This is a genomic window from Flexivirga oryzae, from assembly GCF_014190805.1.
Lineage (GTDB): Bacteria > Actinomycetota > Actinomycetes > Actinomycetales > Dermatophilaceae > Flexivirga > Flexivirga oryzae.
The window spans coordinates 205,339-228,504 of sequence record NZ_JACHVQ010000001.1 but is presented as its reverse complement, the minus strand read 5'-3'; the positions used below and the strand labels follow the sequence as shown (position 1 = coordinate 228,504).

Genomic DNA, 23,166 nt, shown 5'->3' with positions numbered 1-23,166 from the left:
GCGTGACCAATCTGACCAAGGCACTGTTCATCGTCGAAAAGCTCGGTGGCGCAACGGAGTCGGCATACGTGCAGTTCAACCCGAACAGCCTGAGCTTCGAGAAGTCGCCGAAGATCGCGGAGATCGCCATACCCGGGCTGGACGCGCCGTTGCGGCAGTTCGTGCGCGGCCAGAGCGAGACGTTGACGGTCGAGCTCTTCTTCGACTCCACCGACTTCGGCACCGGCTCGACCGCTGTCAGCGTCACCACCATCTCCGACAAGTTCTACAGCCTGATCAAGATCGACCCGAAGACCCACGCGACGCCGGTCTGCACGTTCCAGTGGGGCAAACGGTTCCCCGGCGACAGCCTGACGATGGGCACCGAGAAGCAGCGACGGTCCGGCTTCCGCGGGGTGGTGACCAAGGTCAAGCAGGACTATGCGCTGTTCAGCCCGGACGGCATACCGCTGCGCAACGTCATGACGGTCACCATGGAGGAGTACGTCTCCCTGGACGAGCAGCTGAAGCATCTCGGTCTGGAGTCCGCCGACCACACCAAGAGTCACGTCGTCGCCGAGGGCGAGACGATGGCCTCGATCGCCGGACAGTGCCTCGACCAGCCGAGCCAGTGGCGCGCCATCGCCGATGCCAACGGCATCGCCGACCCGCGCCGGCTCACGGTCGGGACCCCACTGGTGGTGCCTCCACTGGAGGTGACCGGCTGATGTCCGTCGTACCCAAGCTGACCACGCTGAGCACCGAGTCCAAGGCCCAGGGCGGGTTCTACGTGCCGCGCTTCGAGGTACGCATCGACGGCGCGAACCTGCCGCAGAACGTGCTCCGCGAGGTCCGCAAGATCACCTACCAGGACTCCGTCGACACGATCGACTCCTTCCAGTTGGAGGTCGACAACTGGGACGAGGTGAACCACGAATTCCGTTACATCGGAGCGGAGACCGCCGATCAGCTGAAACCGGGCAACAAGGCCTACCCGCGGCGCACCTTGTTCGAGCCGTGCGGCAAGGAGGTCGAGGTACGCATGGGGTATGGCGCCAGCGCCCACCTGGTCACCATGCTCAAGGGGCACTTCACCACGATGCAACCGGAGTTCACCGACGGCCCGGCGATCCTGAAGGTGACCGGGCTCAACGTCTTGCACCAGTTGCGCCGCAAGCAGTACACGACGCACTGGGAGAACAAGAAGGACAGCGAGATCGCCCGGAACCTCGCCCAGCTCACCGACGGCGGCAAGAAGCGCTTCCCGCTGCCGATCGTGATCGACGACAACGCGATGGGCAACGAGAAGCCGATGCCGCTGGTCACCCAGAACAACCAGTACGACATCGACTTCCTCTTCCAGCGGGCGCGGGTCCGCGGGTACGTCATCTTCATCCAGGAGGCCGACAGCACGACCGGACGGCCCCGGCAGCTGTACTTCGGACCGTCCCGGGAAGGCATGATCCCCGGGCTGCGGGACGTGGAGTTCCGGCTCACCTGGGGTGCGTCGCTGTCGGAGTTCCGGCCCAAGCTGACCACGGCGAACCAGGTGCGCAAGGTGACAGTGCGCGGCTGGCACCGCACCCGCAAGGAGCCGATCACCCGCACGGTGACCCTGGACGACCCGCGGATCCGGGTCAACGAAGACCTGTATCGCGTTCTCAACGCGTGCGATCCGCACGAGGAGATCGTGGTCGACGAGCCGGTGTTCACCAACTGCCAGGCCCGCGAGCGGGCGATCGCCATCCTGCGCGACCAGACCAAACAGATCGTGACGGCCACCGACGTCAAGGTCGTCGGACTACCCGACCTGCGCTCCGGACAGGTCGTCACGATCGACGGCGTCGGTGCCCGGCTGTCCGGCGAGTACTTCATCACCAAGACGACCCACACCATCGACGACAACGGCTACCTGACGACCTTCGACTGCCGCCGCGAGCAGTACACCGGGAAACGGGGTGCGTCGTGACCGACACGATCGCCGGTCCCGTCATCGGGATCATCACGGATGTCGAGGACCCGCTCGGGCAGGGCCGCGTGCAGATCAAACTGCCCTGGTTGTCGGACATTCCACACGGCTGGGCACCGATCGCGCTACCGATGGCCGGCGAGAAGCGGGGCTACTGGTACATGCCCGAGGTCGGTGACGAGGCATTGGTGACCTTCCTGCAGGGCGACGCCGACCACCCGTTCATCATCGGCTTCCTGCACAACGGCGTCGACACACCGCCGTTCGACAGCATCGACAAGCACGTCCGCCGGGTCCGTTCGGTGACCGGGCACGTCATCGACCTGGACGATCGGTCCGGCCAGGAGAAGGTGCACGTGCACACGAACGGCGGCAACGTGGTCGAACTGCGCGACCCGGACGCGACCATCCAGCTCACCACCAACGGCGGCCAGCAGGTCACGATGCAGGACCAACCGGCACAGATCAAGCTGACGACCGCCACCGGCACGACCGTCACGATGACGGACACGCCCAGCGAGGTGCGGATCAGCACCGCCGGCGGGGTGTCACTGTCCATCTCCGACACCGGCGTCGTGCTGACCGCCGGGACCGCGCCGGTCACCGTCACCGCACCGTCCGCCACGGTGACCACGACCGGTCAACTGACCTGCAAAGCAACGACGCTCACGCTCAGCGGCGCGTCGGTCTCGGTGAACTCCGCGATGACGACGTTCTCCGGTGTGGTCGCGTGTCAGGCGCTGATGGCCACGTCGGTGGTCAGCTCGTCATACAGCCCGGGAGCGGGGAACGTGCTATGACCACGCCCGTCCTGACCGTCCCGGCTCCTGCACTGCAGTTCGCCGGCCAGCCGGTGGCCGGACCGGTCGAAACCACGGCCGTGCTGGAGAAACCCGTCACCGTGACGTTCCCTCCGGTCGCCGGTGCAAGCGGGCCGGTCGCACCGCCCGCACTCGCCGGTTTCGGGTTCGCCGTGGTGCGTCGGCGCACCGCCGGCGCTGCGCCGGAGGTCTGGGACGACAAGGCCAAGCAGTGGCTGCCGGACGCGCCGGCAACGGTCGCCGCTCCGATCGGGCTGTCCTATCGCGACGGCGACCCGGCACCCTGGCAGGGAACGCTGGTCGCCGGTGGCACGACCGACGCAGCCGGCGCACCCGCGTTCGCGAAGGCGGTCGGCGGTTACCCGCAGTACACCGTGCGCGGGGCGTTCACCCCGCTGGGCGGCCAGGCCGTCGCGGGGCCGTCGAGCGCACCGTTCACCATGGTCGGCGCCGCGGACAAGAACCTGATGGTCATCGGTGCCGGTGAGGACGAATCCCCCACGGACGCCACGCAGACCCGGCTGCTGCTGAAGAACACCGCACTGCAGGAGATCGGCGCACTGGTCATCGACCGCGACTCCCCGGGCGCGGTCGTCACGATCCGCAACGCGGCAGGGGCGAGCGTGGTGCTGCGGTCCGACGGCGGCATCGAGGTCCACCCGGCCGCGGGCAAGGAACTGCTGGTCGCGGGCGACCTGGAGGCCGAGCACGTCGTCTACCGGCCGGCCGGCGGCGGACCGAAGCGGGTCCTGACATGAACACCCCACGAAGTTTCTCCCCCGCTTCGCTCCTCCGAATACTTCGCGGGGACCCCGCATGAGCACCCCCATGCCCGCCGTCGGCGGCCGCCCGTTCCTCGGCATCGGCTGGCGATTCCCCCTCCAGGTGTCACCCACCGGGGCCATCGCGACCTCCGATCAGGAACAGAAGATCGAGGAGTCGCTCTACCTGATCCTCGGCACCGCCAAGGGCGAACGGCCGATGCTGCCCGAGTTCGGTTGCGGCATACACGATCTGGTGTTCGCGCCGGGTGACGCGAGCACCATCGCGCAGGTCGTCTCCACCGTGCGTGACGCGCTGCTGACCTACGAACCGCGCATCGACGTGATCACCGTCGACGCCTCCCCCGCTCCGGGCGAGCCCAACGTGCTGCTCATCCGGGTCGACTACCGCATCCGCACCAGCAACGCCCGCGCCAACCTCGTCTATCCGTTCTTCATCACCGAGGGGAGGTGACATCCCGTGCCACTCGACGACGACATACCCGTGCTGGACGATCACACCTACGACTCGATCATCACCGAGATGACCTCCCGGATCGCCCGCTACACCCCGGAGTGGAAGCCGGTGTGGACCGATTACAACGACAGCGACCCGGGCATCACGATGCTGCAGGTCTTCGCCTGGCTCGGCGAGATGCTCGCCTACCGGATGAACCAGGTCCCCGACCTTCTCTACCTGAAGTTCCTGCAGCTGCTCGGTGTCGAACTGCAGCCGGCGCAGCCGGCCCAGGTGCAGATCACCTTCCCGCTGCTCGCCTCCGCCGACACCCTGGCCACCGTGCCGAAGGGGACCCAGGTGATCGCCGAAACCGCAGGCGGCGGAGCGCCGTTGGTGTTCGAGGCCGACCGCGCCCTGGTCTGCCTGAAGGCCACCCCACGAGCAGTCCTGGCGTACGACGGGCACTCCTACGCCGACGTCACGGCCGCGGACAGCGCCGCCCGCAGCTACCAGCCGTTCGGCCCGACCGCGACGGCCGGCTCCGCACTGCTCATCGGGTTCGACGCCACCGACCCCTTCCCCGGCACCGAGATCACCCTCTACGCGTGGGCGGCCGCCGCGTCGGCGAGCGGCTCACCGGTCAGTTGCGGGCTGGCGCCGACCGCGGCGTTCGCGCCGGCCACACTGCGCTGGCAGTACTGGGACGGCTTCGACTGGTCTCCGCTGACCCTGCTGAAGGACGACACGCTCGCCTTCACCCGCAGCGGCGAGATCATCGTCCGCACACCGGACAACGCGCTGGTACCGACGGCGATCGCGCCGGTGACCACCCCGCTGTACTGGCTGCGGGCGCTGGTCGACACCAGCGCCTACGAGCGCCCACCGGCGGTGCTGGCGATTCGGCCCAACACGATGACCCTCACCCAGATGGAGACGGTGTATGCCGAGGTGCTCGGCGGCAGCACCGGCCGGCGCGACCAGACGTTCACCCTGTCCCAGACGCCGGTGCTGGCGGGCAGCCTGACCCTCACCGTCGACCAGGGTGCGGGCGACCAGGTGTGGACGCAGGTCGACGACTTCTACGGCTCGGGACCGGACAGCCTGCACTACGTGCTCAACCGCACGACCGGTGAGGTGCGCTTCGGGGACGGCATCCACGGCGCGATCCCGGTGGCCAACGTCAACAATCCCAGCGCGAACGTCGTCGCCACCGAATACCGTTACGGCGGAGGCACGTCGGGCAATGTGCCGGCCGGCGCGCTGCACGCGTTGCGCAGCGCCGTGCCCGGCATCGACGACGCGCACGTGATCAACGTCCAGCCCAGCTACGGCGGCCAGGACGAGGAGACCCTGGACGCGGCCAAGCAGCGTGCGCCGGCGTCGATCCGCTCGCGGAGCAGGGCGGTCACCACCGACGATTTCGAGTTGTTCGCGATGCAGGCCGCCGACATCGCACGGGCGCGCGCACTCCCGCTCGTGCACCCGGACTTCCCGGGTGCCCAGATCCCCGGTGTGGTCACCGTCGTGGTCGTGCCACGCTCGGACAGCCGCAAGCCGGTGCCCAGCCAGGCGACGCTGCGCACCGTGTGCGCCTACCTGAACGAGCGCCGGCTACTGACCACCGAGGTGTACGTCGCGCCGCCCACCTACCAGCAGGTGAGCATCACGGTGGCGGTCGTCGCGACCGACACCGCCGACCTGGCCCAGGTACAGCGGGATGTCGACGCGGACCTGCTGACCTACTTCGACCCGCAGACCGGCGGTGACGCCGGGACCGGCTGGCCGTTCGGTGGCACGATCGCCTTCTCCCGGGTGTTCCACCGCGTGCTGTCGGTGGCCGGCGTCTCGGCGGTCGAGCAGCTGACGATCACCGTGGACGGCGTGGATGCGCCGCCGTGCCGCGACGTGCCGCTCACCGACGGCGCCCTCGCCTATTCGACGCAGCACCAGGTGTCGGTGGCTTATCAGGACCCGTCATGAGCACCCCGACCATCGCCCCGGTGCGGCGCCCGCCGCACGACCCGACGTCCCTGCTGCTGGACGGCAGGTCGGGCTGGCAGGTCGCCGACACGGCCGGGGTGACCGCGGCACACGGTGTGCTGCGGTTGGCCCGGGACCCGGCCAGTGTGCGGCGACTGACCGAGACCGGCGGCAGTTTCGGCGGTCTGCGACTGCCTGCCGGGATGGCGTGCTGCGACGAAGGCACGATCTGGGCGGTGGACCGCGACCACCGCCGGCTGGTCCGGTTCGACCCGTGCCGGTGTGCGTTCGTGCCCGTCCGGCTGCTGGGGTATGCCGGGGCGATCGCGGCGTGCCGCGACAGGTTGTTCGTGACCGATCCGGCCGGCTGGCTGCACGTGCTCGCCCTGCCGAGCACGGTGACCGGTGGACGGTGGCGGCCGCCGGTGCCGTGGTCGCCGGTCGCTGTGGTGGTCGACGGACACCACCAGGTCCGGGTGCTGGACACCGTCGGCCGGTTGCACACCTTCGCCTGGTCGGGTCGCTATCTCGGCCATCTCACCGGGCTCGGCGGCACCTGCTACCTCGGTGTCGACACCTCCGGGATCGTTTATGCCGCAGGCGATTCCGGCTCCGGCCCGGCGCCGGTGTTTCGCATCGACGGTGACTCGGTCGTCCCGGTCGCCGACGACGCCGCCGACCTGCCGGTGCCGTGGCCGCCGATGCCACCGGTCGATCGTGGCGGTGTCGTGGACATCGGCGGGTGCTGCGTTCCACCGAGGACGGCATACATCGACGCCGACGGCGAGCCTGTCGACCCGCCGGCGAGTGCGGCGCCACCGCCGGCCTGGCTGACCACAGGCACAATTGTGCTCGGGCCGCTGGACAGCCTGATCGGTGGCTGCACCTGGCACCGCGTCCTGATCCACGCGCAACTTCCCGAACTCACCGGCTTCCAGGTGTGGACGCACACCGCCGACACACCGTTGCCGACGCCGCAACTCACCGCGCTGCCCGACACCGCCTGGTCCGGTGGCGCGGTCGCCGACGAGTCTGGTCCGCAGGGCTGGGACACCCTGGTGAACGACGGCTCCGGCCGCTACCTGTGGCTGCGGGTGCGGCTGACCGGCACCGGTGCCGCGACCCCGCGGCTGCGACGGATCGAGGTGGAGTTCCCGCGGATCAGCCTGCGGCGGCACCTGCCCGCGGTGTACGGCGCCGAGCCGGACAGCGCGTCGTTCACCGACCGCTTCCTCGGCCTGTTCGACCGACAGTTGCGTGACATCGAGGACCGGGTGGACGCGTTGCCCGCGCTGCTGACTCCGGAGGCGACGCCGGCACTGGACTGGCTGTCGGACTGGGTGGGTCTGACGCTCGATCCCCGTCTGCCTGAACGCACCCGGCGTCGGCTACTGGCCTCGTCGGCACGGTTGTACGACCTGCGCGGCACCTACACCGGGCTGCGGGAACTGTTGTCGATCGCGCTCGGGATCGACCAGCGCCGCCCCGCAGCACAGCGCCCGCACGAGCCCGGCCGGTGCCGCTGCGCCAGGGAGACCTGTCCCCCGACACCTCTCGTGCCGTCCCCGTGGGCACCGCCGCGGCTCATCCTGGAGCACTTCCGGCTGCGCCGCTGGCTGCGGACCGACGCGAGCCGGGTCGGTGACGAGGCACGGCTGTGGGGGCAGAGCATCGTGAACCGCAGCCAGCTCGGCAACGGGGCACAGGTCGGTGTCACGCAGCTGAAGACCAGCCAGGACCCGTTGCGTGACCCGTTCCACGTATACGCCCACCGCTACACAGTTTTCGTGCCGGCCTCGGCCGGTGCCACACCCACGGCACGGCGGGTGATCCAGCGACTCGTCGACCTCGGCACCCCGGCGCACACGGCCGGCACCGTGCAGTTCGTGCAGCCCCGGATGCGGTTGGGTGTGCAGTCCTGCCTCGGCCTGGACAGCGTCGTCGCCCGCGTCCCGTCCGGCTTCGTGCTCGGCGACGACGGCGACCACGGCCGGCTCGGCGCTGCGACGGTGCTCACCGGCGAACCCGGCGCACCACCACGCCCACCCCAACTCGGCACGACCACGGTCCTCTAGCGCAGCGATCGGAGAGGGATGCGATGTCCACTTTCACCCACGTGACCAACCCGGGCCCGGACGGCGGGACACCCGCCGCCGGGGCACCCGGCCACGGCTGCTGCGACGGCGGCTGTGACCTGCCACCGTTCCAGCGCAACGCCTACTGGTACGGGAAGCTACTGGTGCCACAGGATTTCATCGACGAGCAGTCCTACTTCCGGGAGAAGATCCGCCACCACAACCAGCGACTGCACGGCACGGGCGTGGTGTGCGGCCTGCAGGTGCACCAGGACGACTCCGCAGCCTGCCGGGACCGGTTCGTGGTGGTCGACCCGGGCAGCGCGATCGACTGCTGCGGCAACGAGATCCTGGTGACCGAACGGACCCGGGTCGAGCTGGCCGAGCTGATCAGCATCCCGCCCGGCGACGACGAGCCGCACGAGGTGCGGTTGTGCCTGTGCTACCGCGAGTGCCCGACGGAGCCGGTGCCCGTCCTGTATGACGAGTGCGGCTGCGACGACGACCGGTGCCTGCCCAACCGCATCCTCGAATCCTTCGACATCTGCGCGACACTCGACCCACCGGCCCCGACCACCGGCTGGACCGGCCCGGCGCTGGTGCGTGGCACCGACCTGGCGATCGCCGACGCGTCGCACGTGCGCACCGGTGCCGGCGCGGTGCTCGTGGCCGCCGGTAACAGCGTCTACCGGGTCGACGCAACCACCGCCGCGACCACCGGGTCGCACGACCTCGGCGGCGAGGTGCACGCCCTGGAGTTGTCCGGTGACTCCGCGCACCTGTTCGTGGTCCACGACGATGCGTCGGCGGTGCTGACCCTCACGGTGCTGGCCACCGCCGACCTGTCCGTCACGAGCACGACGGCGGTACCCGACGGCGCGGTCGCACCGGTCAGCACGGCGATCGGCCCAGACGGGCGGCTGTGCCTGCTCAGCCCGACACCCGGTGTGCTGTTGCGCTACGAGGCGGACCTGGACACGGCCACTCCCACGGCACCGACGACCATCACTGTGCCCACCGACCGGGGACTGCTCGCAATCAGCCCCGACGCCGGAACCGCCTACCTGGCAGCAGTATCCGGCTCCGGTGCGACCGAGCCGACCCGGGTCGACGTGGTCGATCTGGCCGCCGGCACGGTCGGCACCGCGATCGACGTGCTGCCCGCGAGCGCCGAACCGACGCTGCTGGACGCCGCCGATGACGCAACGCTGGTCGTCGCCACGTCCGACGGTTCCTGTCACGCGATCGCGGTGCCTGCCGGCACTCTCGGCGGCTCGGTGCCACTGCCCGGGCCGGTCCTGGGCGCCGCCGGCGCGCCCTGGGCGTATCCGATCAGCTCCGACGGCACGACCTCGCAGGTACGTCAGCTGCGGCTGTCCGGCGTCGCCGCCGCGAGCCCCACGGCCGTCGGACCCGGCATCGGCTGGGAGGGCGCAGCCCGGGACGTCGCGGTCGGCGGTGGTCGGGTGTATGTCGCCTACGGCGGCGACCCCGGCGGAGTGGCCGTCTTCGACATCAGCGGGACCGGCGGGTGCCGGGACGGCTGGGACGCACCGCCGGTGTGCCCGTCCTGCGAGGGACACGAATGTGTCCCGATCGCCACCCTGCACGGGTACCGACCCGGATTCACGGTGCTGGATCCCGTTGACCCACCGCCGGATCCGGACACCGACCGGCAGCAGAGCATCGCCCGGATCGACAACAGCGACGGCCGGTCGGTCCTGCGCAGCACCGCACTGCTGAGCCGGACGATCGAGTGTCTGCTCGACTGCTGCGAGGAGATGCACGGCGACGACCCCGGTGGCGGCGGACAGGGACCCGTTGGCCCGCAAGGCCCCGCGGGTCCGCAGGGTCCGGCAGGACCCGCCGGGCCGGCCGGTTCACCGGGAGAGCCCGGCTCACCGGGAGAACCCGGCGCGACCGGTGCACCGGGCCCCGCCGGTCCGGCAGGGCCGGCAGGGCCGGAGGGCCCCGGGCTGGAGAAGGATCTGACCCGCATCGCGGCCCTGAGCTGGAAACACGCTGGTGCCATGCAGATCGGCGACCTGCGGACGGTGATCGTCAACGCCGGTACCCCGGACGAACGTGCCGAGTTCGGCCTCACCATCGCATTCACCGACGAGGTCGACGTGAAGCCGATCGACGCCGTACACGTCTTCACCGTCGACGCGCCCAACACGTTCGCCGACGGCGACGCCCAGAAGCTCTATGCGTGCCGCTGCCCGGTCATCGGGACGATCGAGGCGGTCGACGTGACCATCGACGCCAGTGGCCTGATCGTCAAGGCGGTCGTCACCGGGGCGCCGACGTCGAAGGCGATCTCCTTCGTGCTCGACGACCGGTTCGTCGAGCTGGCGTTGCTCGAGCGAGGAGTGGACGACCTGTTCGTGCACCTGCGTGGCGACTTCGTCATCGATTCGCAGGGCCGGGCCGTCGACGCGGAGTTCACCCGTGCGGAGCTGCCCACCGGTGACCGGCCCGCCGGCAGCGACTTCGGCATCCAGGGCGGGATGTTCGACAGCTGGCTACAACCCGTCCGAGACAACTGAGCGAGGCGATGACGGTGCCCTACAACACGTACACCCAACCGGCGGCCTCGTCGCCGCCCACGACGACGGGGTGCGGCTGCGGTTGCGGCGGCTGCCCCACCTGCCACAGCCTGCAGTGCCTGTGCCGGCCCCGGTTCTTCGCCGGCCAGCTGGTCACCGACGCCGACTTCCGCCGGCTGGACGACTACCTGGTGGGCAAGACCCGGCTGCACAACCGCTACCTGCACGGCACCGGAGTGGTGTGCGGCCTGGAAGTGGTGTGCAACCCGTGCGACGACACCGTGACGGTGCACCCGGGTTACGCGCTCGGCCCGTGCGGTGAGGACATCGTGGTCTGCGCCGACACCCGGGTGCCCGTCGCGGACCTGATCAAGACGTTGCGTCAGTCGCGCAGCCGGGACTGCGCACCGTTCCAGAACCAGCCGGCCGACTGCGAGGCCGCCTCGCAGCGGTGGATCCTCAACATCTGTTACGAGGAGCAACCGGCCCGGGCGGTGACCACCCTGACCCCGGCACGCACCGGCGCCTGCTCGGGCGGGTGTTCCGGAGGCTGCTCCGGCGGCTCTGCTGGCTCCGGCTCGACGTCGACCGGCAGCGGATGCGGTTGCGGCGGCTCGACGTCCAGCTCCGGGTGCGGCTGCGGCTCCTCCACGACCGCGTCCGGCGGCGGCTCGTGCGGGTGCAACTCCGCCTCGCCGTCCACCCCGACGCGCACGCCGGTCGCCTGCGAACCCACGGTGATCTGTGAGGGATTCCGCTTCACCCTCACCAAGGAGCCGGTCGACAAGCCCCGGCTCGGCACCCGCGACGACACGACCGTCACGGGTCCGCTGGCGACCCGGGTCAAGGCGTGCCTGACCTCGCTGACCGACGCGATCTCCAAGGTGCCGCAGGATCCGACGCCCGCGCAGCTGGTCCAGTACTGCTGCCAGCTCAAGGCGGACCTGCGCGCGATCGTCGCGTCGGCGAACGTGCACGACTGCACCCTCGGCAGGAGGCTGGCCGACATCACCTGCCCGGACCCGACCGACCAGGACGCTCCGGCGAAGGCTGCGGCTGCCAGCACCGAGCTGCTGCGGATCGCGGTCGATCTCTACCGCGAGTGCATCTGCTCGGCGCTGCTGCCGCCCTGCCCGGACGACTGCTGCGACGCCTGCGTGCCCCTGGCCACGCTGACCGTCCGCAGCTCCGACCTGCAGGTGCTCGACGTGTGCAACTGGAGTTCCCGCAAGTTCGCGGTCACCCTGCCGATGCTCGGCTACTGGCTCGGCTGGCTGCCGTTCACCCAGACCATCCGGAATGCGATCAGCCGGTTGTGCTGCCCGCCCGAGACCGATGCGACGTTCCGGATGACCCAGAAGCTGACGGTGTCGACGGCGGCGCACGCAGCGAGCGCCGCGAAGACCGCGACAGCGGGGGCCACGGCGACCGCCGGCACGACCACGAAAACCACTGCGAACCAGACCGATCCGGCCGCTTGGCAGGTGGCCGCCCAGTACCTCAGCGGCACCAACCCGTTGTCCGGCCTGCAGGCGTCCGTGCTCGCAGCGCTGGGCGCCACCGGCCCGGGAGGCGACGAGTTGGCCAGCCCGGTCGAGCTGGCGGACCCGTTCGCGGCGCTCGCCTTCGCCCGGGTGGCGGCACCCGCGGCAGGTTCCCTCGCAACCCCGTTCGCGGACCCGGCCTCGGCACTCGTCGACCGGGTGGTCGCCCGTGCGGCACCGGACGAGGACCGGATCGAGGCACTGGAGAAGGCGGTCGCCGCGCTGCAGAAGAAGGTCACCTCGCAGGCCCGCACGATCACCACGCTGCGCAAAGGGCAGCAGAAATGACCGACCAGGTGGCCCGCCCGCGGTTCTACGAGGGCCAGTACCTGTCGGCGGACGACCTCACCGCGGCGGTCGACTACGGACGCACCCAACTGGCCCGCGCGATGCTCGCCACCCATCGGTGGGGCATCGCACTCGGGCTGGACCTCACCGAGACCGCCGGGCCGAACAACACCGTCACCGTGTCGATCGAACCCGGTTGGGCGCTCGACGGATTCGGCCGTCCACTGCTGGTGAGCGAACCGGTACAACTCACCGGCTCGATGTTCGCCGCGTTCGATGCCGGCTTCGTGCCGGCCAACCCGCCACCACCGCCGATCGTCGTCGACGTCTGGCTGGCGTATGACGAGGCGCTGGCCGACCCGCCGCTGCCGGGCTTCCAGACCTGCGACACGTCCGACTCGTTCGGGCGGGTGCAGGAGTCGTTCCGGATCGAGGTGGGGCCGCGCACGACCCTGGCGTCACAGCGCGACCCGGTCGCGATCGCGGGCGTCAGCACGGACGCGGCCCAGGCGCTGAGAGCGTTCGACTCCGCTGCGCCGCCGGTGATCGACGCCGACATACCGCAGCAGAGCCTGCCCGTGGCGACGACGGCGCGCTGGCTGGTGCCGCTGGGCGTCGTGGCCTGGCAGCCGGGCGCGCCGGGTTCGTTCACGAAACGCGATGCGGCGGCGCTCACCCGGCACGCGCGGTCGCGCACGTATGTCGGGACGATCGCACGCAGCATCGAGGCCGAGTCGGGCCACGTCACCGTGCACGACCGGAGCAAGGACTACTCCGCCGACCACACCGACGAGTTGCTGTGGGTGGAGGGCCAGCTGCGCACCGACGACGACATACACGTCTACCGCGGCAGCGTCGGGCTGATCTCCGATCATGCCGAGGACCCGGTGCTGCCGATCGAGTTCGCCCGCACCGACGACCCGGGCACCGGCCACACCGACCTCAACCTGGTCATCGGCGACAAGTCGGCCGGTGCGAACCGGCTCGTGGTCGGCCCGCGCACGGCACCGAACACCTACACCGAGAACCTCGTGGTCACCGACGACGGCAAGGTCGGGGTCGACGTCGGTTCGCCGAAGGCGCCGCTGCACGTGACCGCTGACGGCATACAGCTCGGGGACAGCACCACGCCGACCGACAACTTCTACCTGCAGTCCAACAACGACGGTGGGCGTGGGTTGCGGATCTACAACAAGGACATCGGCGCCGGCGCACACGTCGCGACCTTCACACCGGCCGGCCAGGTCGGCATCGGCACCACCGCGCCGACCGCTCCCCTGCACGTCGACCCGGTGCTCGGCATCCGGCAGGGCAACCTCTACCTGTCCGGTGACAAGAGGTGGAGCAGCCTGACCTTCAACGCGCACCACGACGCGGCCAACGGGACCTGGGTGTTCCCCGACTCGGGGGCCCCGGCGGTCACCGCCGAGATGGATGCGGCCGACGGCGGGCACCCGCGCTTCGAGGTGTTCGCCACCGCACCCGGCAACAACACCAGCTGGATCTCCCGGCTGAAGGTGGCCGGGCACTCCGGCGACGTGCTGATGGGTCTGGCCGGTGGCAACCTGGGTGTCGGCACCGGCTCGCCGGCCGCCCGGTTGGACGTGTCCGGCGACGTCGCGGTCAGCGGAAACGTCCGCCTCGGCACCCTCCTCGCGGCGGGCGCCGAGCAGGCGGTGCGGGTGCTGTGGGGCGTGGTCGAGTCCGGCGGCGGCATCCGCGCCGGCACCGGGTACGCCGTGACCCGCTCCGCGGCCGGGCGCTACCGGATCACCTACACGAATGCCTTCACCGGGACACCGCTGCTGCTCGTCAGCCGGGTGTATGGCGACTCGACGGTCGACGCCGGCGGCGGCGTGAATGCGGCACAGACCGCCGTCGTCGACCAGACACTCGCGGACCACGGCGTCGTCGCGACCGCCAACGAGAACGGCGTCATCACCGACGGCGGCTTCACGTTCGTGGCGATCGGGCCGCGATGACCCTGCTGCACGTGCGTACCCACCACCTGCACCAGCGGGCGATCGGCACCGCCTCCGCGCACGGCGGGCTCGACCTGGCCGCTGCGCTCACGCGCGCCGACCTCCCCGAGCCGGAAGGGCTGTGGTTCATCGACCGGGTCGACACACGCGTCTGTGCCCGGGCCGGCCTCGGCGAGCGAACGAGCGCCGACCTTCTCGCCGGCGGGATCTCCCGCGCGGTGCGCGCGGTGCTCGACGGCGGCGTGGGACAGGACGGCGTGCGGTGGTTCCCGGACCGAACGGCCTACCTGGCGCAGTGGGTGACCGACCTCAGCACCGGGCACGCCCACGGGCGCTGGGAATACGCGCAGCTCGGCACGGGCGACTTCTCGCCGACGCTGCGCGAGCGGGTGGAGGCCGAACCGCGAGCTGTCCTCGCGGCACTGCGCAGCTTGCCCGACACCGAAATCGAACGGTTGGTAACACTTTTGACGCCACCGGATGCAGCGCGGATCGCGCACGCGGTGGCCATCGGGACCGGGCCCGCGGACCGGGTCGACCTGGCCCGCACGGTGGCCGAGCTGTGGCGGAGCGGGCGGCTGCCGCGCGACCCGCGACGGGCGACGGTGGCCGTGCTGCTGCACGCGTCCGCGGTCGGCGAACTGCCCGACCCGGGCTCAGCGGCCGCGGCTCGCGATCTGGTGGGGCTGTGTTCCGCACTGCGACAATGCGATCCGCGCCGACGCACTGCGTTGCTGGCCGCGGCGGGCGCCGCCGACGCCCGCACGCTGGCAGCCTTCGGTCACGGTGACCTCGCCGCGTCGTTGACGTCCTGGCCGGACGATGATCGGAGGGCGGCCGTCGCGGTCCTGGCGGCGGGGGCCGCCCCAGGCACTGCCAGTGGCACCGGGCCGGGTCCGGAGCGGACGCCGTTCGGCGGGCTGTTCCTGCTGCTGCCGCTGCTCGCCGAGCTGCCGCTCGCGGACGCCACAGCCGGCTGGCCGGATGCGTTGCCACCCGATCGGCGGGACGACGCGGGGCGCGGCACACCGGCGGAGCTGACCGGCGCGCTCGCGCTCGGCGCAGTGCTCGGCATCGGTCTCGACGTGCTCAGCGACCCCTGGACCCGGCTCGCGCTGGGCCTACCACCCGACATCTCCCGGCACGTCGTCGGCTGGAGCAACCGGGTGACCACGTCCGGAACCGACCAATTCACAGACCGGTTCGCCGATCTCATCGAACGCCGGAACATCGCCGACACCGGTGACCTGGCCGAGCCGTCCCTGCTGCTCGACCCGCCGCTGGCTCCGCACGTCGCCCGTTCCATGCGGCTGGCGGCCGCCGTGCTCACCCGCGAGCTGTCCCACCGACTGCCGGGACAGGCACGCGCGAGCCTGGACCACCTGCGCCGCAACGTCCTGGCGTGCGGGGCAACCGTGCACGCCGACGACGCGGCGATCGTGGTCGAACTCGACCCACCGCCGCTGGCCGTGCTGCTGTCGTTGACCGGCATGAACCGGCGCCGGTTCACCCTGCCCGCGACCGGGGAACGACCATGGGTGCTGACGCAGGGATCCTGAGTCCGGCGGTGCCGGACACGACGTCGACCACGTGGACCGGTCCGTGGCGGGACTGGCTGGACGCAGCGCTGCACCGCGAGTGTCTGTGGATGCGGGCCCGCCTCCGCAGCCTGCCGGCTTCGCTGTCGACCGATGCGTTCGCCGGCGCGTCCCCGAGCGACATCCAGCTGGAGGCGATGCTGACCGGTGACGCACCGTCACCTGCCCCACTGCCGCGGCCCCCCGTGGGCGGCACACTGGCCGCGGTCCGGTCCGAGTTCGGGCTGGACGAACCGCAGACGACCGCGCTCTTCGTCGCATTGGCACCCGAGCTCGACACCATGTACCGCCCGGTGTTCGCCCACCTCAGCGGCGACGCCCGCCGGCCGCTGCCGAGCCTGGAGCTGTGTGCCCGCCTCACCGGGTGCGGCGCGCTGTTGCGCGGCAACGCACCGCTGTTCGCCGGTGGACTCGCCGAGACGGTGCCCGTCGCTGGCGCCCCGCACTGGAGCGCAACAGGTCTGGTGGTGACCGCGCCCGCGCGCGAGTTCCTGCTCGGGATCGCCGACGCACCGGTCCCGCTGCCGGGCGCGGTGTTCGACCCGGACGAGCACCAGGACCTGCTGCGAGCGGTGCGCACCGGAACGCTGCACGTGGTCGTGATCGAGGCGGCGATTCGCGCCGACGCCGTGGCCGCCGCGCACGGGCTCGCGGCCGCGCTCGGACGTGCCGTGATCGCGCACGAGAGCGGTGGCGAATCGCTCAGCCTGTCGACGGCCCGCGCCCGGCTGCACCGGGCGCTACTGCTGCTGCCGCAACCCGAGCCGACCGAACTCGCACGCGTCACCCGGACGCCTGTCTGCACGGTGGTCATCGCCCACCCCGACCGGCCGTGGCGCAGCGCGTTGGAGGGCATCGACCACGCCGTGATCAGACTGGTCGCGCCGGACGCCACACGCCGTGCCCAGTTGTGGCGCACTCAGCTGCGCGACCGTGGCGTCGACCCGAACTCTCGCGAGCTGGCTTCCGTGGCAGACCTTTTCGCCCTCGGGCCGACGCAGATCGCCAACGCAGCAACCGCCGCCGGACGCGATCGGAGCCGCCCACTGGCCACCCACGCCCGCGAGCAGTCGCAGGCACAGCTACCCGCCCTCGCGCAGGCTCTGGACCCCGGCTACGGGTGGTCCGATCTCGTCCTGCCCGACCCGACTTTGCGGCGACTGCACGAGCTGGCCTCGGCCGTCCGGCATCGGCGCCAGGTCTTCGACGCGTGGGGTTTCCGGCAACGCTCGGGAGGGGTCGCGTCGATCCGCGCACTGTTCTCCGGGGCATCCGGCACCGGTAAGACCATGTCGGCCGCCGTCGTCGCCGCCGACCTCGGCCTGCCGCTGTGCCGCGTGGACCTGTCCGCCGTCGTGAGCAAGTACATCGGTGAGACGGAGAAGAACCTCGAGGAGCTGTTCCGCGCCGCTGAGGCATCCAGTGCAGTGCTGATGTTCGACGAGGCGGACGCGCTGTTCGGCAAACGGTCCGAGGTCACCGACGCCCGCGACCGCTACGCGAACATCGAGGTCGCGTACCTGCTGCAACGGCTGGAGACGTTCGAGGGCGTGCTCATCCTCGCCACCAACCTGGCAGCGAACCTGGACGAGGCGTTCGCCCGCAGACTGCAGGTCGCGATCGAGTTCCCGCTGCCGGATCTCGCCGCCCGCGAGCGCCTCTGGCGGCATGCTCTGCCGTCCGCCACCCCGATCGGGGAGCAGATCGACATACCGATGCTCGCTCGGATGTTCACCCTGTCCGGCGGTGACATCGCGAACATCGCGCTCTCGGCCGCATTCCTCGCGTCATACGAGCACACCCCGATCGGTATGCCGCACGTCGTGCGGGCGATCGCCCGGCACCGGCTGCGGCAGGGCAAGTTGCCCGGCACCGCCGAGTTCGGTCCGTGGCTGCACCTGGCCCGTGCCGAGGGGGCGAGCTGACATGAGCGAACCGACCCGCCTACCCGTGCCGGATGTCGTGCCCGACTCCGGACCGTATGACGCGGGCCCGACGGATGCGGGTGTGGTGCCGGATACCGGTCCGCGCGACGCCGGCGCCGTCGACGCCGGCCCTCAGGTTGCCCGCGTCGCACCGGATCCCGTCGCCGGAGTGGTCGACCGGCCCGATCTCTCCCCGCCCGGTGTTTCCAGCCGGCCGCCCGCACCGGTGGAGGTCAACGGGCAGCAGTTGCCCGACGACGACGCGAGCCTGCTCGTCCTCGTCGAGGGCCTGGTGCAGGGCTCCGGGGTGAGCGGCGTCTACCAGCTCTCCGACGCGCTGCACACGCAGCTCGCCGCGGTCGACCAGGAGATCACCGGGGCGCACCAGTTCGCCGATGCGGTGGCGAACGGTTACCAGCCGGCGGCCGGCGTGCCGTGGAGCGAGCAGATGTTCATCGACCGCGGCGCGGACCGCTCCCGTCTCGCGCGTGTCGCCGACGCGCTGGACCGTCAGCTGCAGGTCGTGCTCGACCGGTACAGCGCCTTCCAGCAGTTGGTGCTCGACGCCGCGGTGCTGCGCCTCGACGGCAACCGCGCCGCGCTGGGGCAGTGGAAGGACTACCTGCGCACCGAGCTCACCCCCGGCCAGCTGCAGCGCCAGGTCCAGGCCGAGCAGCAGCGCTCGACGATCGCGACGGTTGCCGCGGGACCCTCCTCCGGCCTCCAGATGGAGGCCCTCGATCGCCAGGCGACACTCAGCAGTCCGCGGCGACGTGCCGTGGAGGGCCGGGTGGCTCGCGGGCTGATCCACGGCGGCTGCGAGTACTGCCACGAGATGCAGCACGCCATCAACACCGACTACGAACACCCGGAACTCTTCGGCCCCTCGGTCAGCCCGGATCAGCTGTTCCGGCAGTACGCCTCGGCCGAAGGAGGGAACCCCGCGCCACTACCGGGCTTCCTGAGCACCACCCCGGACACGGGTATCGATCCGCAGACCGTCGCACCCTTCCCGCACCTCGCCTCGGAGGTGCAGGCGATCGAACGGATCCGTCCGATCCTGCGCCAGCTCGGGCCCGAAGGGTTCAAGGTCATCGACCTCGACACCGGTTACGCCGGGATGGACTACACGCAGCTGCTCACGACGCTGGACAGCGCGATCGATACGCGGCGCGCCAACTTCGCGCTGCTGCAGGGTGAGATCCGCGCCGGGTCGGTCGACTTCCTCGTGCTGCGGCCGATCGTGCGCGAGCTACTGCCGCTGGCGGACCCGACCGTGCACGCGATGATCGAGCAACGGATCGCGGCCGAACAGAGCGACAGCGAGGCGGAGTCGATCCTGATCGGCATCGCCACGGTGGCCGCGCTGCTGCTGACCATCTTTCCGCCCACCGCGATGTGGGGGCTGGCGCTGGATCTCACCCTCGGCGGGTACGGGATCGCCTCCGGTGTCGAGCAGCTCCAACAGGGCGAACTGCTCTCTCTCGGCATCGGATCCAGCGTGCTCGACGCCGAGCAGCAGGAGGCTGCGCACTCGCTGATGACGATGGGCGCTCTCAGCATCGTGCTCAGCGCGGCGGGCATCGCCATGTCGGGGCTGAGTGCGGTGCGGATGATCCGCAGCGGCACCGGAGCAGCGGCCGTGCTCGAAGGTGCCGAGGCGCAAGCGGGTGGCATGCGGATCACGCTCAGTGAGCTGAACACCAGCAGCCCGCGCGCGCTCGTGGTTGCGGAGGACGGCACCGTGATCGCCGATCAGACGCTCGCGGAGCTGAGCCTCACGCGGCAGGTCTCCGCCGCAGGTCCGTCGTCGAACCTGCCCGCCCTTCCCGCCGACGTGCTCGACGCTGCGATCGACGCCCTGGACGCCGACAACCCGTTCACCTTGGCGATCGGGGAACGGCGTGCGGCGCAGATCCGTTCGGGGGCAAAGGATTTCGCTCTGGATCGACCGGCCGGCTTCGACGTCGACGAACCACTGGCGGTGGGCGGCGACATCTCACGGTCACGGGCGGTCCAGCGGGCGATGGACCCGCACAACCGGCAACTGCTCGACCCCGCCACCAACCAGCTCACCAAATACCTCGGAGTCAGCCCCGAGACGGTCATGCGGTCGCGGATGACGTTGGCCCCGGTCTCGGTGGTGGACAACCCGAATGTCTTGTTCACCAGGCGATTCGACGAGATCACCGAGATGGCCGAGATCTTCGAGGACGCCATGAGCCGCGTGGAGAACATCCGCTCGCTGAGCCCCGGCGCGATCAAGACACGGATCAACGCGAACATCCGGAAGATCATCGGCGAGGGTCTCTCGCCGGCAGGGGTGCGCGTGCGGGACGCGCTGCGCTCCGTCGGCTACGAGTACGTGCCCGGCCGCGGGATCGTCGCCGTCCGGGGACTCACGCCACCCACCCCGCTCACCCCACTGCCATAGCTCGCTTCGGACACCTACGTCAGACCCCGATTCGTGCGGACGATCGAGCGATCGTGCGAGCCACGGATCATCATTAGTACGATATTTGTTGGCTTTCAACCAACTAATTACGTAATATTTGACGATGGCGACTACGTCCACGTCCGCCGTGCCACGCGCACTCGCGGCGCTTCCGATGCGCACCCTCCGCCCGCGCGATGCCCAGGGCGTTTACGCGCAACCACGTGGCGAGGTACGTCGACTCGAACACCGCGGTGCACTACACAAGCTCGCGCACGGTTACTACGTGGTCGTGCCACAGGAGCAGACCGGCACAGGGTGGATGCCAACGCTCGAGGCGGCCGCCGCGGGCATCGCAACGGCGGACTTCGGGCCTGCGAACACCGTATTGATGGGCCTGTCCGCGGCTCGCCTCCACGGCGCCATCCCTCGCGCACTCGGCGCGGCGGTGGTCGCTGTGCCGGCCCAACGAAACACGATCACCCTGGTGGATCGCGCTGCCGCTGTCCGATTCGTCAAACGGGACACGTCGCGCCTCGATGCGGAACGTATGAACACCGAACTCGGTGCGACCCTGGTCACGACGCCGGAGCAGACCGTTCTAGACCTGGCACGTCGCCCCAGCCTTGGCGGAGCGCCCGACGAAGTACCAGGGGCAGTTCGCATCTTGATCGCTCGCGCCGACATGAAGCTGCTCGAGGAACTCGCAGCCTCGCAGCGCGCATGGACATCGCTGCGCCGCGCCTTGGACTGGGCAGGCCGAACATGTCGCGCCGGACACCACGCGCCGTAGCCGGCTTTCGGTAAAACCAGGCCGTCCCGGGCGGCGGTGATGCAGTACCGTGTCGGTCACCGATCGACGGTCGCAGTTGGCGATTTTCGCGATCACAGTCCGCGCGGCCCACGCCTCCGCGACTCCGTGGCGAATGGCGTGAAGCTCTGCCGTACAGGAGGGGCGAGGATGTGAGCGGGTATCCGATCCACACGGCTCGGCTGACGGTGCGCCTGATGCGCAGCAGCGACGTGGACACCCTGTGCGCCCACCGCAACGAGACGGAGGTCGCTGCCACCCAGGATTGGCCGATGCCCTACGTCGCGGGCATGGCCGGGTGGCTGTCCGGTCAGGATCGGCTCGACGACATCACCAGCGGCGGACGTACCCATCTGGCGATCGACGTCGGTGGGGAGCATGTGGGCGAGCTCGCGTTGCTGCTGGACGACAAGGGGCAGCAAGCGAGCATCGACTGCACCCTCAGCAGCCGGTACTGGTCTCGCGGTTACGCCCGGGAGGCGGCGCTGGCGGTGGTGGCCGACCTTGTCGATCGCCTGGGCGTCGTCCGGATCACCGCCACCACGGACCCGGGCAACATCGCAGCGTTACGCCTGCTGGAGGCGATCGGCCTGGTCCATGAGCACGAGGCGCGGCTGGGCGTGGTGCGGCGCGGCGAACGGACCGACGCGACGTGCTACGCCGTCACCGCCGACGAGTGGCGCGCCTGGCGGGACCGTCCGCAAGGCTCGCCGGGCGAGGTTTCGCTGGTGCCGATCGATTCCGACAGCGCGTGGGCCTGGCGCGCGGTCGAGGGGCATTGGTCGCAGCGCCGGTTCGTCGCGAGCGTCAGCGACTCCTACACGGACGCGTTGTTCCCCGACGTATGGCGCGGCGGCCGGCTCGTCCCCGTCCTGCTGGGAGTCATGGCCGACGACGAGCGCGTGGGCTTCCTGATGTATGCCGACCGGTCGCCGTCGATGCTGAGCCCTTACCTGTGGCGGATGCTGGTCGACCGTCGGCACCAGCGGCGCGGTATCGGCCGTCAGGCCTTGCGCCTTCTGGCGCGACGTCTGCTCGCCGAGGGCAACACCCACATGACGACGACGTTCGCGGAGGGCCGAGGCGGCCCGCGGGAGTTCTACCTCGGCCTGGGCGGCCGAGTGACCGGAGAGATCGTCGATGACGAGACCGAGGCCGTCATCGACCTGACCACCCTGGCCGCCGAGCCGGTCGAACCCTGAACCGGCGCACAGGACATGACCGGGTTCGACCACCTCCGGTTCGCGACCTCGACAAGCTCGGCCATCGACTGCTCGACCTCGACAAGCTCGGCCATCGACTGCTCGACCTCGACAAGCTCGGCCATCGACTGCTCGACCTCGACAAGCTCGGCCACCGACTGCTCGGCCATCGACTGCTCGGAGGTCAATTGTCACGTGCCCGGCGCGGTCTGGCCCGCACGTGCGCCTTCTCCCCCTGCTTGCCGAAGAGGCTGAGGTATTCGACCGGGTGCTCGTCGGCCGCGCCGAACCAGTGCGGCGTGCGGGTGTCGAACTCCGCCGCCTCCCCCGCCTTGAGGACCAGGTCGTGTTCGGCCAGCACGAGCCGCAGGTTGCCGGTCAGCACGTAGATCCAGTCGTAGCCCTCGTGGGTCTTCAGCGTCGGCTGCTGCGGCCGCTTGCGCCCCGGTATGACGAACTTGTACGCCTGGATCCCGCCCGGCCGGCTGCTCAGCGGCACCATCGTCTGGCCGTGAATCCTTATCGGACGCAGGTTGATTCGCGGATCCCCGGTCGGCGGGGCATCGACCAGCTCATCCAGACTCACACGGTAGGTCTTCGCCAGCGGCAGCAGCAGCTCGAGGGTCGGGCGGCGTCCGCCGGACTCCAGTCGGGACAACGTGCTCACCGCGATGCCGGTCGTCCTACCCACCTCGGCCAGGGTCAATCCGCGTTGCTCGCGCAGTTGCCGTAACCGTGGTCCGACCGCGGTCAGTGCGCTCTCGAGGTCATCCGTCGCCATACCTGGC

At 70.4% G+C, this 23,166-nt stretch carries 16 protein-coding genes; 15 read left to right on the top strand and 1 reads right to left on the bottom strand.

Annotated features, from left to right (window positions below):
- Positions 1-2 precede the first annotated feature (2 nt).
- From FHU39_RS01070 to FHU39_RS01000, 15 genes are all read left to right on the top strand, one after another.
- The gene (locus FHU39_RS01070; protein WP_183318172.1) at positions 3-707 is read left to right on the top strand and encodes a CIS tube protein; all 705 of its coding nucleotides are present in this window, start codon (positions 3-5) and stop codon (positions 705-707) included.
- Positions 707-1,948, top strand: coding sequence for a phage late control D family protein (locus FHU39_RS01065; RefSeq protein ID WP_183318170.1), 1,242 nt, complete (start codon positions 707-709; stop codon positions 1,946-1,948). Before FHU39_RS01070 ends, FHU39_RS01065 begins: the two co-directional genes overlap by 1 nt.
- Complete coding sequence (locus FHU39_RS01060; RefSeq protein WP_183318168.1) at positions 1,945-2,748, top strand: phage baseplate assembly protein V; 804 nt, start codon at positions 1,945-1,947, stop codon at positions 2,746-2,748. The genes FHU39_RS01065 and FHU39_RS01060 overlap by 4 nt, the downstream gene beginning before the upstream one ends.
- Positions 2,745-3,527, top strand: coding sequence for a hypothetical protein (locus FHU39_RS01055; RefSeq protein ID WP_183318166.1), 783 nt, complete (start codon positions 2,745-2,747; stop codon positions 3,525-3,527). The genes FHU39_RS01060 and FHU39_RS01055 overlap by 4 nt, the downstream gene beginning before the upstream one ends.
- Positions 3,528-3,585: 58 nt before the next feature.
- Entirely contained in the window at positions 3,586-4,005 is a 420-nt protein-coding gene (locus tag FHU39_RS01050; protein ID WP_246336131.1) for a GPW/gp25 family protein, read from the top strand.
- Positions 4,006-4,011: 6 nt separating this feature from the next.
- Complete coding sequence (locus tag FHU39_RS01045; protein ID WP_183318164.1) at positions 4,012-5,970, top strand: putative baseplate assembly protein; 1,959 nt, start codon at positions 4,012-4,014, stop codon at positions 5,968-5,970.
- Positions 5,967-8,045, top strand: coding sequence for a phage tail protein (locus FHU39_RS01040; protein ID WP_183318162.1), 2,079 nt, complete (start codon positions 5,967-5,969; stop codon positions 8,043-8,045). Before FHU39_RS01045 ends, FHU39_RS01040 begins: the two co-directional genes overlap by 4 nt.
- A gap of 23 nt (positions 8,046-8,068) precedes the next feature.
- Entirely contained in the window at positions 8,069-10,594 is a 2,526-nt protein-coding gene (locus FHU39_RS01035; RefSeq protein ID WP_183318160.1) for a hypothetical protein, read from the top strand.
- Positions 10,595-10,602: 8 nt separating this feature from the next.
- A complete protein-coding gene (locus FHU39_RS01030) occupies positions 10,603-12,426 on the top strand; it encodes a hypothetical protein (protein WP_221185088.1) in 1,824 nt (607 codons plus the stop codon).
- The gene (locus FHU39_RS01025; RefSeq protein WP_183318155.1) at positions 12,423-14,408 is read left to right on the top strand and encodes a hypothetical protein; all 1,986 of its coding nucleotides are present in this window, start codon (positions 12,423-12,425) and stop codon (positions 14,406-14,408) included. Before FHU39_RS01030 ends, FHU39_RS01025 begins: the two co-directional genes overlap by 4 nt.
- Entirely contained in the window at positions 14,405-15,967 is a 1,563-nt protein-coding gene (locus tag FHU39_RS01020) for a hypothetical protein (protein ID WP_183318153.1), read from the top strand. The genes FHU39_RS01025 and FHU39_RS01020 overlap by 4 nt, the downstream gene beginning before the upstream one ends.
- Complete coding sequence (locus FHU39_RS01015) at positions 15,943-17,931, top strand: ATP-binding protein (RefSeq protein WP_183318151.1); 1,989 nt, start codon at positions 15,943-15,945, stop codon at positions 17,929-17,931. The genes FHU39_RS01020 and FHU39_RS01015 overlap by 25 nt, the downstream gene beginning before the upstream one ends.
- A 1-nt stretch (position 17,932) precedes the next feature.
- Positions 17,933-20,365: a hypothetical protein gene (locus FHU39_RS01010; protein ID WP_183318149.1), complete on the top strand. Its 2,433-nt coding sequence runs from the start codon at positions 17,933-17,935 to the stop codon at positions 20,363-20,365.
- Positions 20,366-20,540: 175 nt separating this feature from the next.
- Entirely contained in the window at positions 20,541-21,158 is a 618-nt protein-coding gene (locus tag FHU39_RS01005) for a type IV toxin-antitoxin system AbiEi family antitoxin domain-containing protein (protein WP_221185087.1), read from the top strand.
- A gap of 170 nt (positions 21,159-21,328) precedes the next feature.
- Positions 21,329-22,378, top strand: a complete 1,050-nt coding sequence (locus FHU39_RS01000) for a GNAT family N-acetyltransferase (RefSeq protein WP_183318145.1) — start codon at positions 21,329-21,331, stop codon at positions 22,376-22,378.
- Between the two features lie 184 nt (positions 22,379-22,562).
- On the opposite strand, the gene FHU39_RS00995 is transcribed toward FHU39_RS01000, so the two are convergent.
- Positions 22,563-23,159 (bottom strand): helix-turn-helix domain-containing protein, encoded by a 597-nt coding sequence (locus tag FHU39_RS00995; protein WP_183318142.1) that lies wholly within the window; start codon positions 23,157-23,159, stop codon positions 22,563-22,565.
- Between the last annotated feature and the right edge of the window lie 7 nt (positions 23,160-23,166).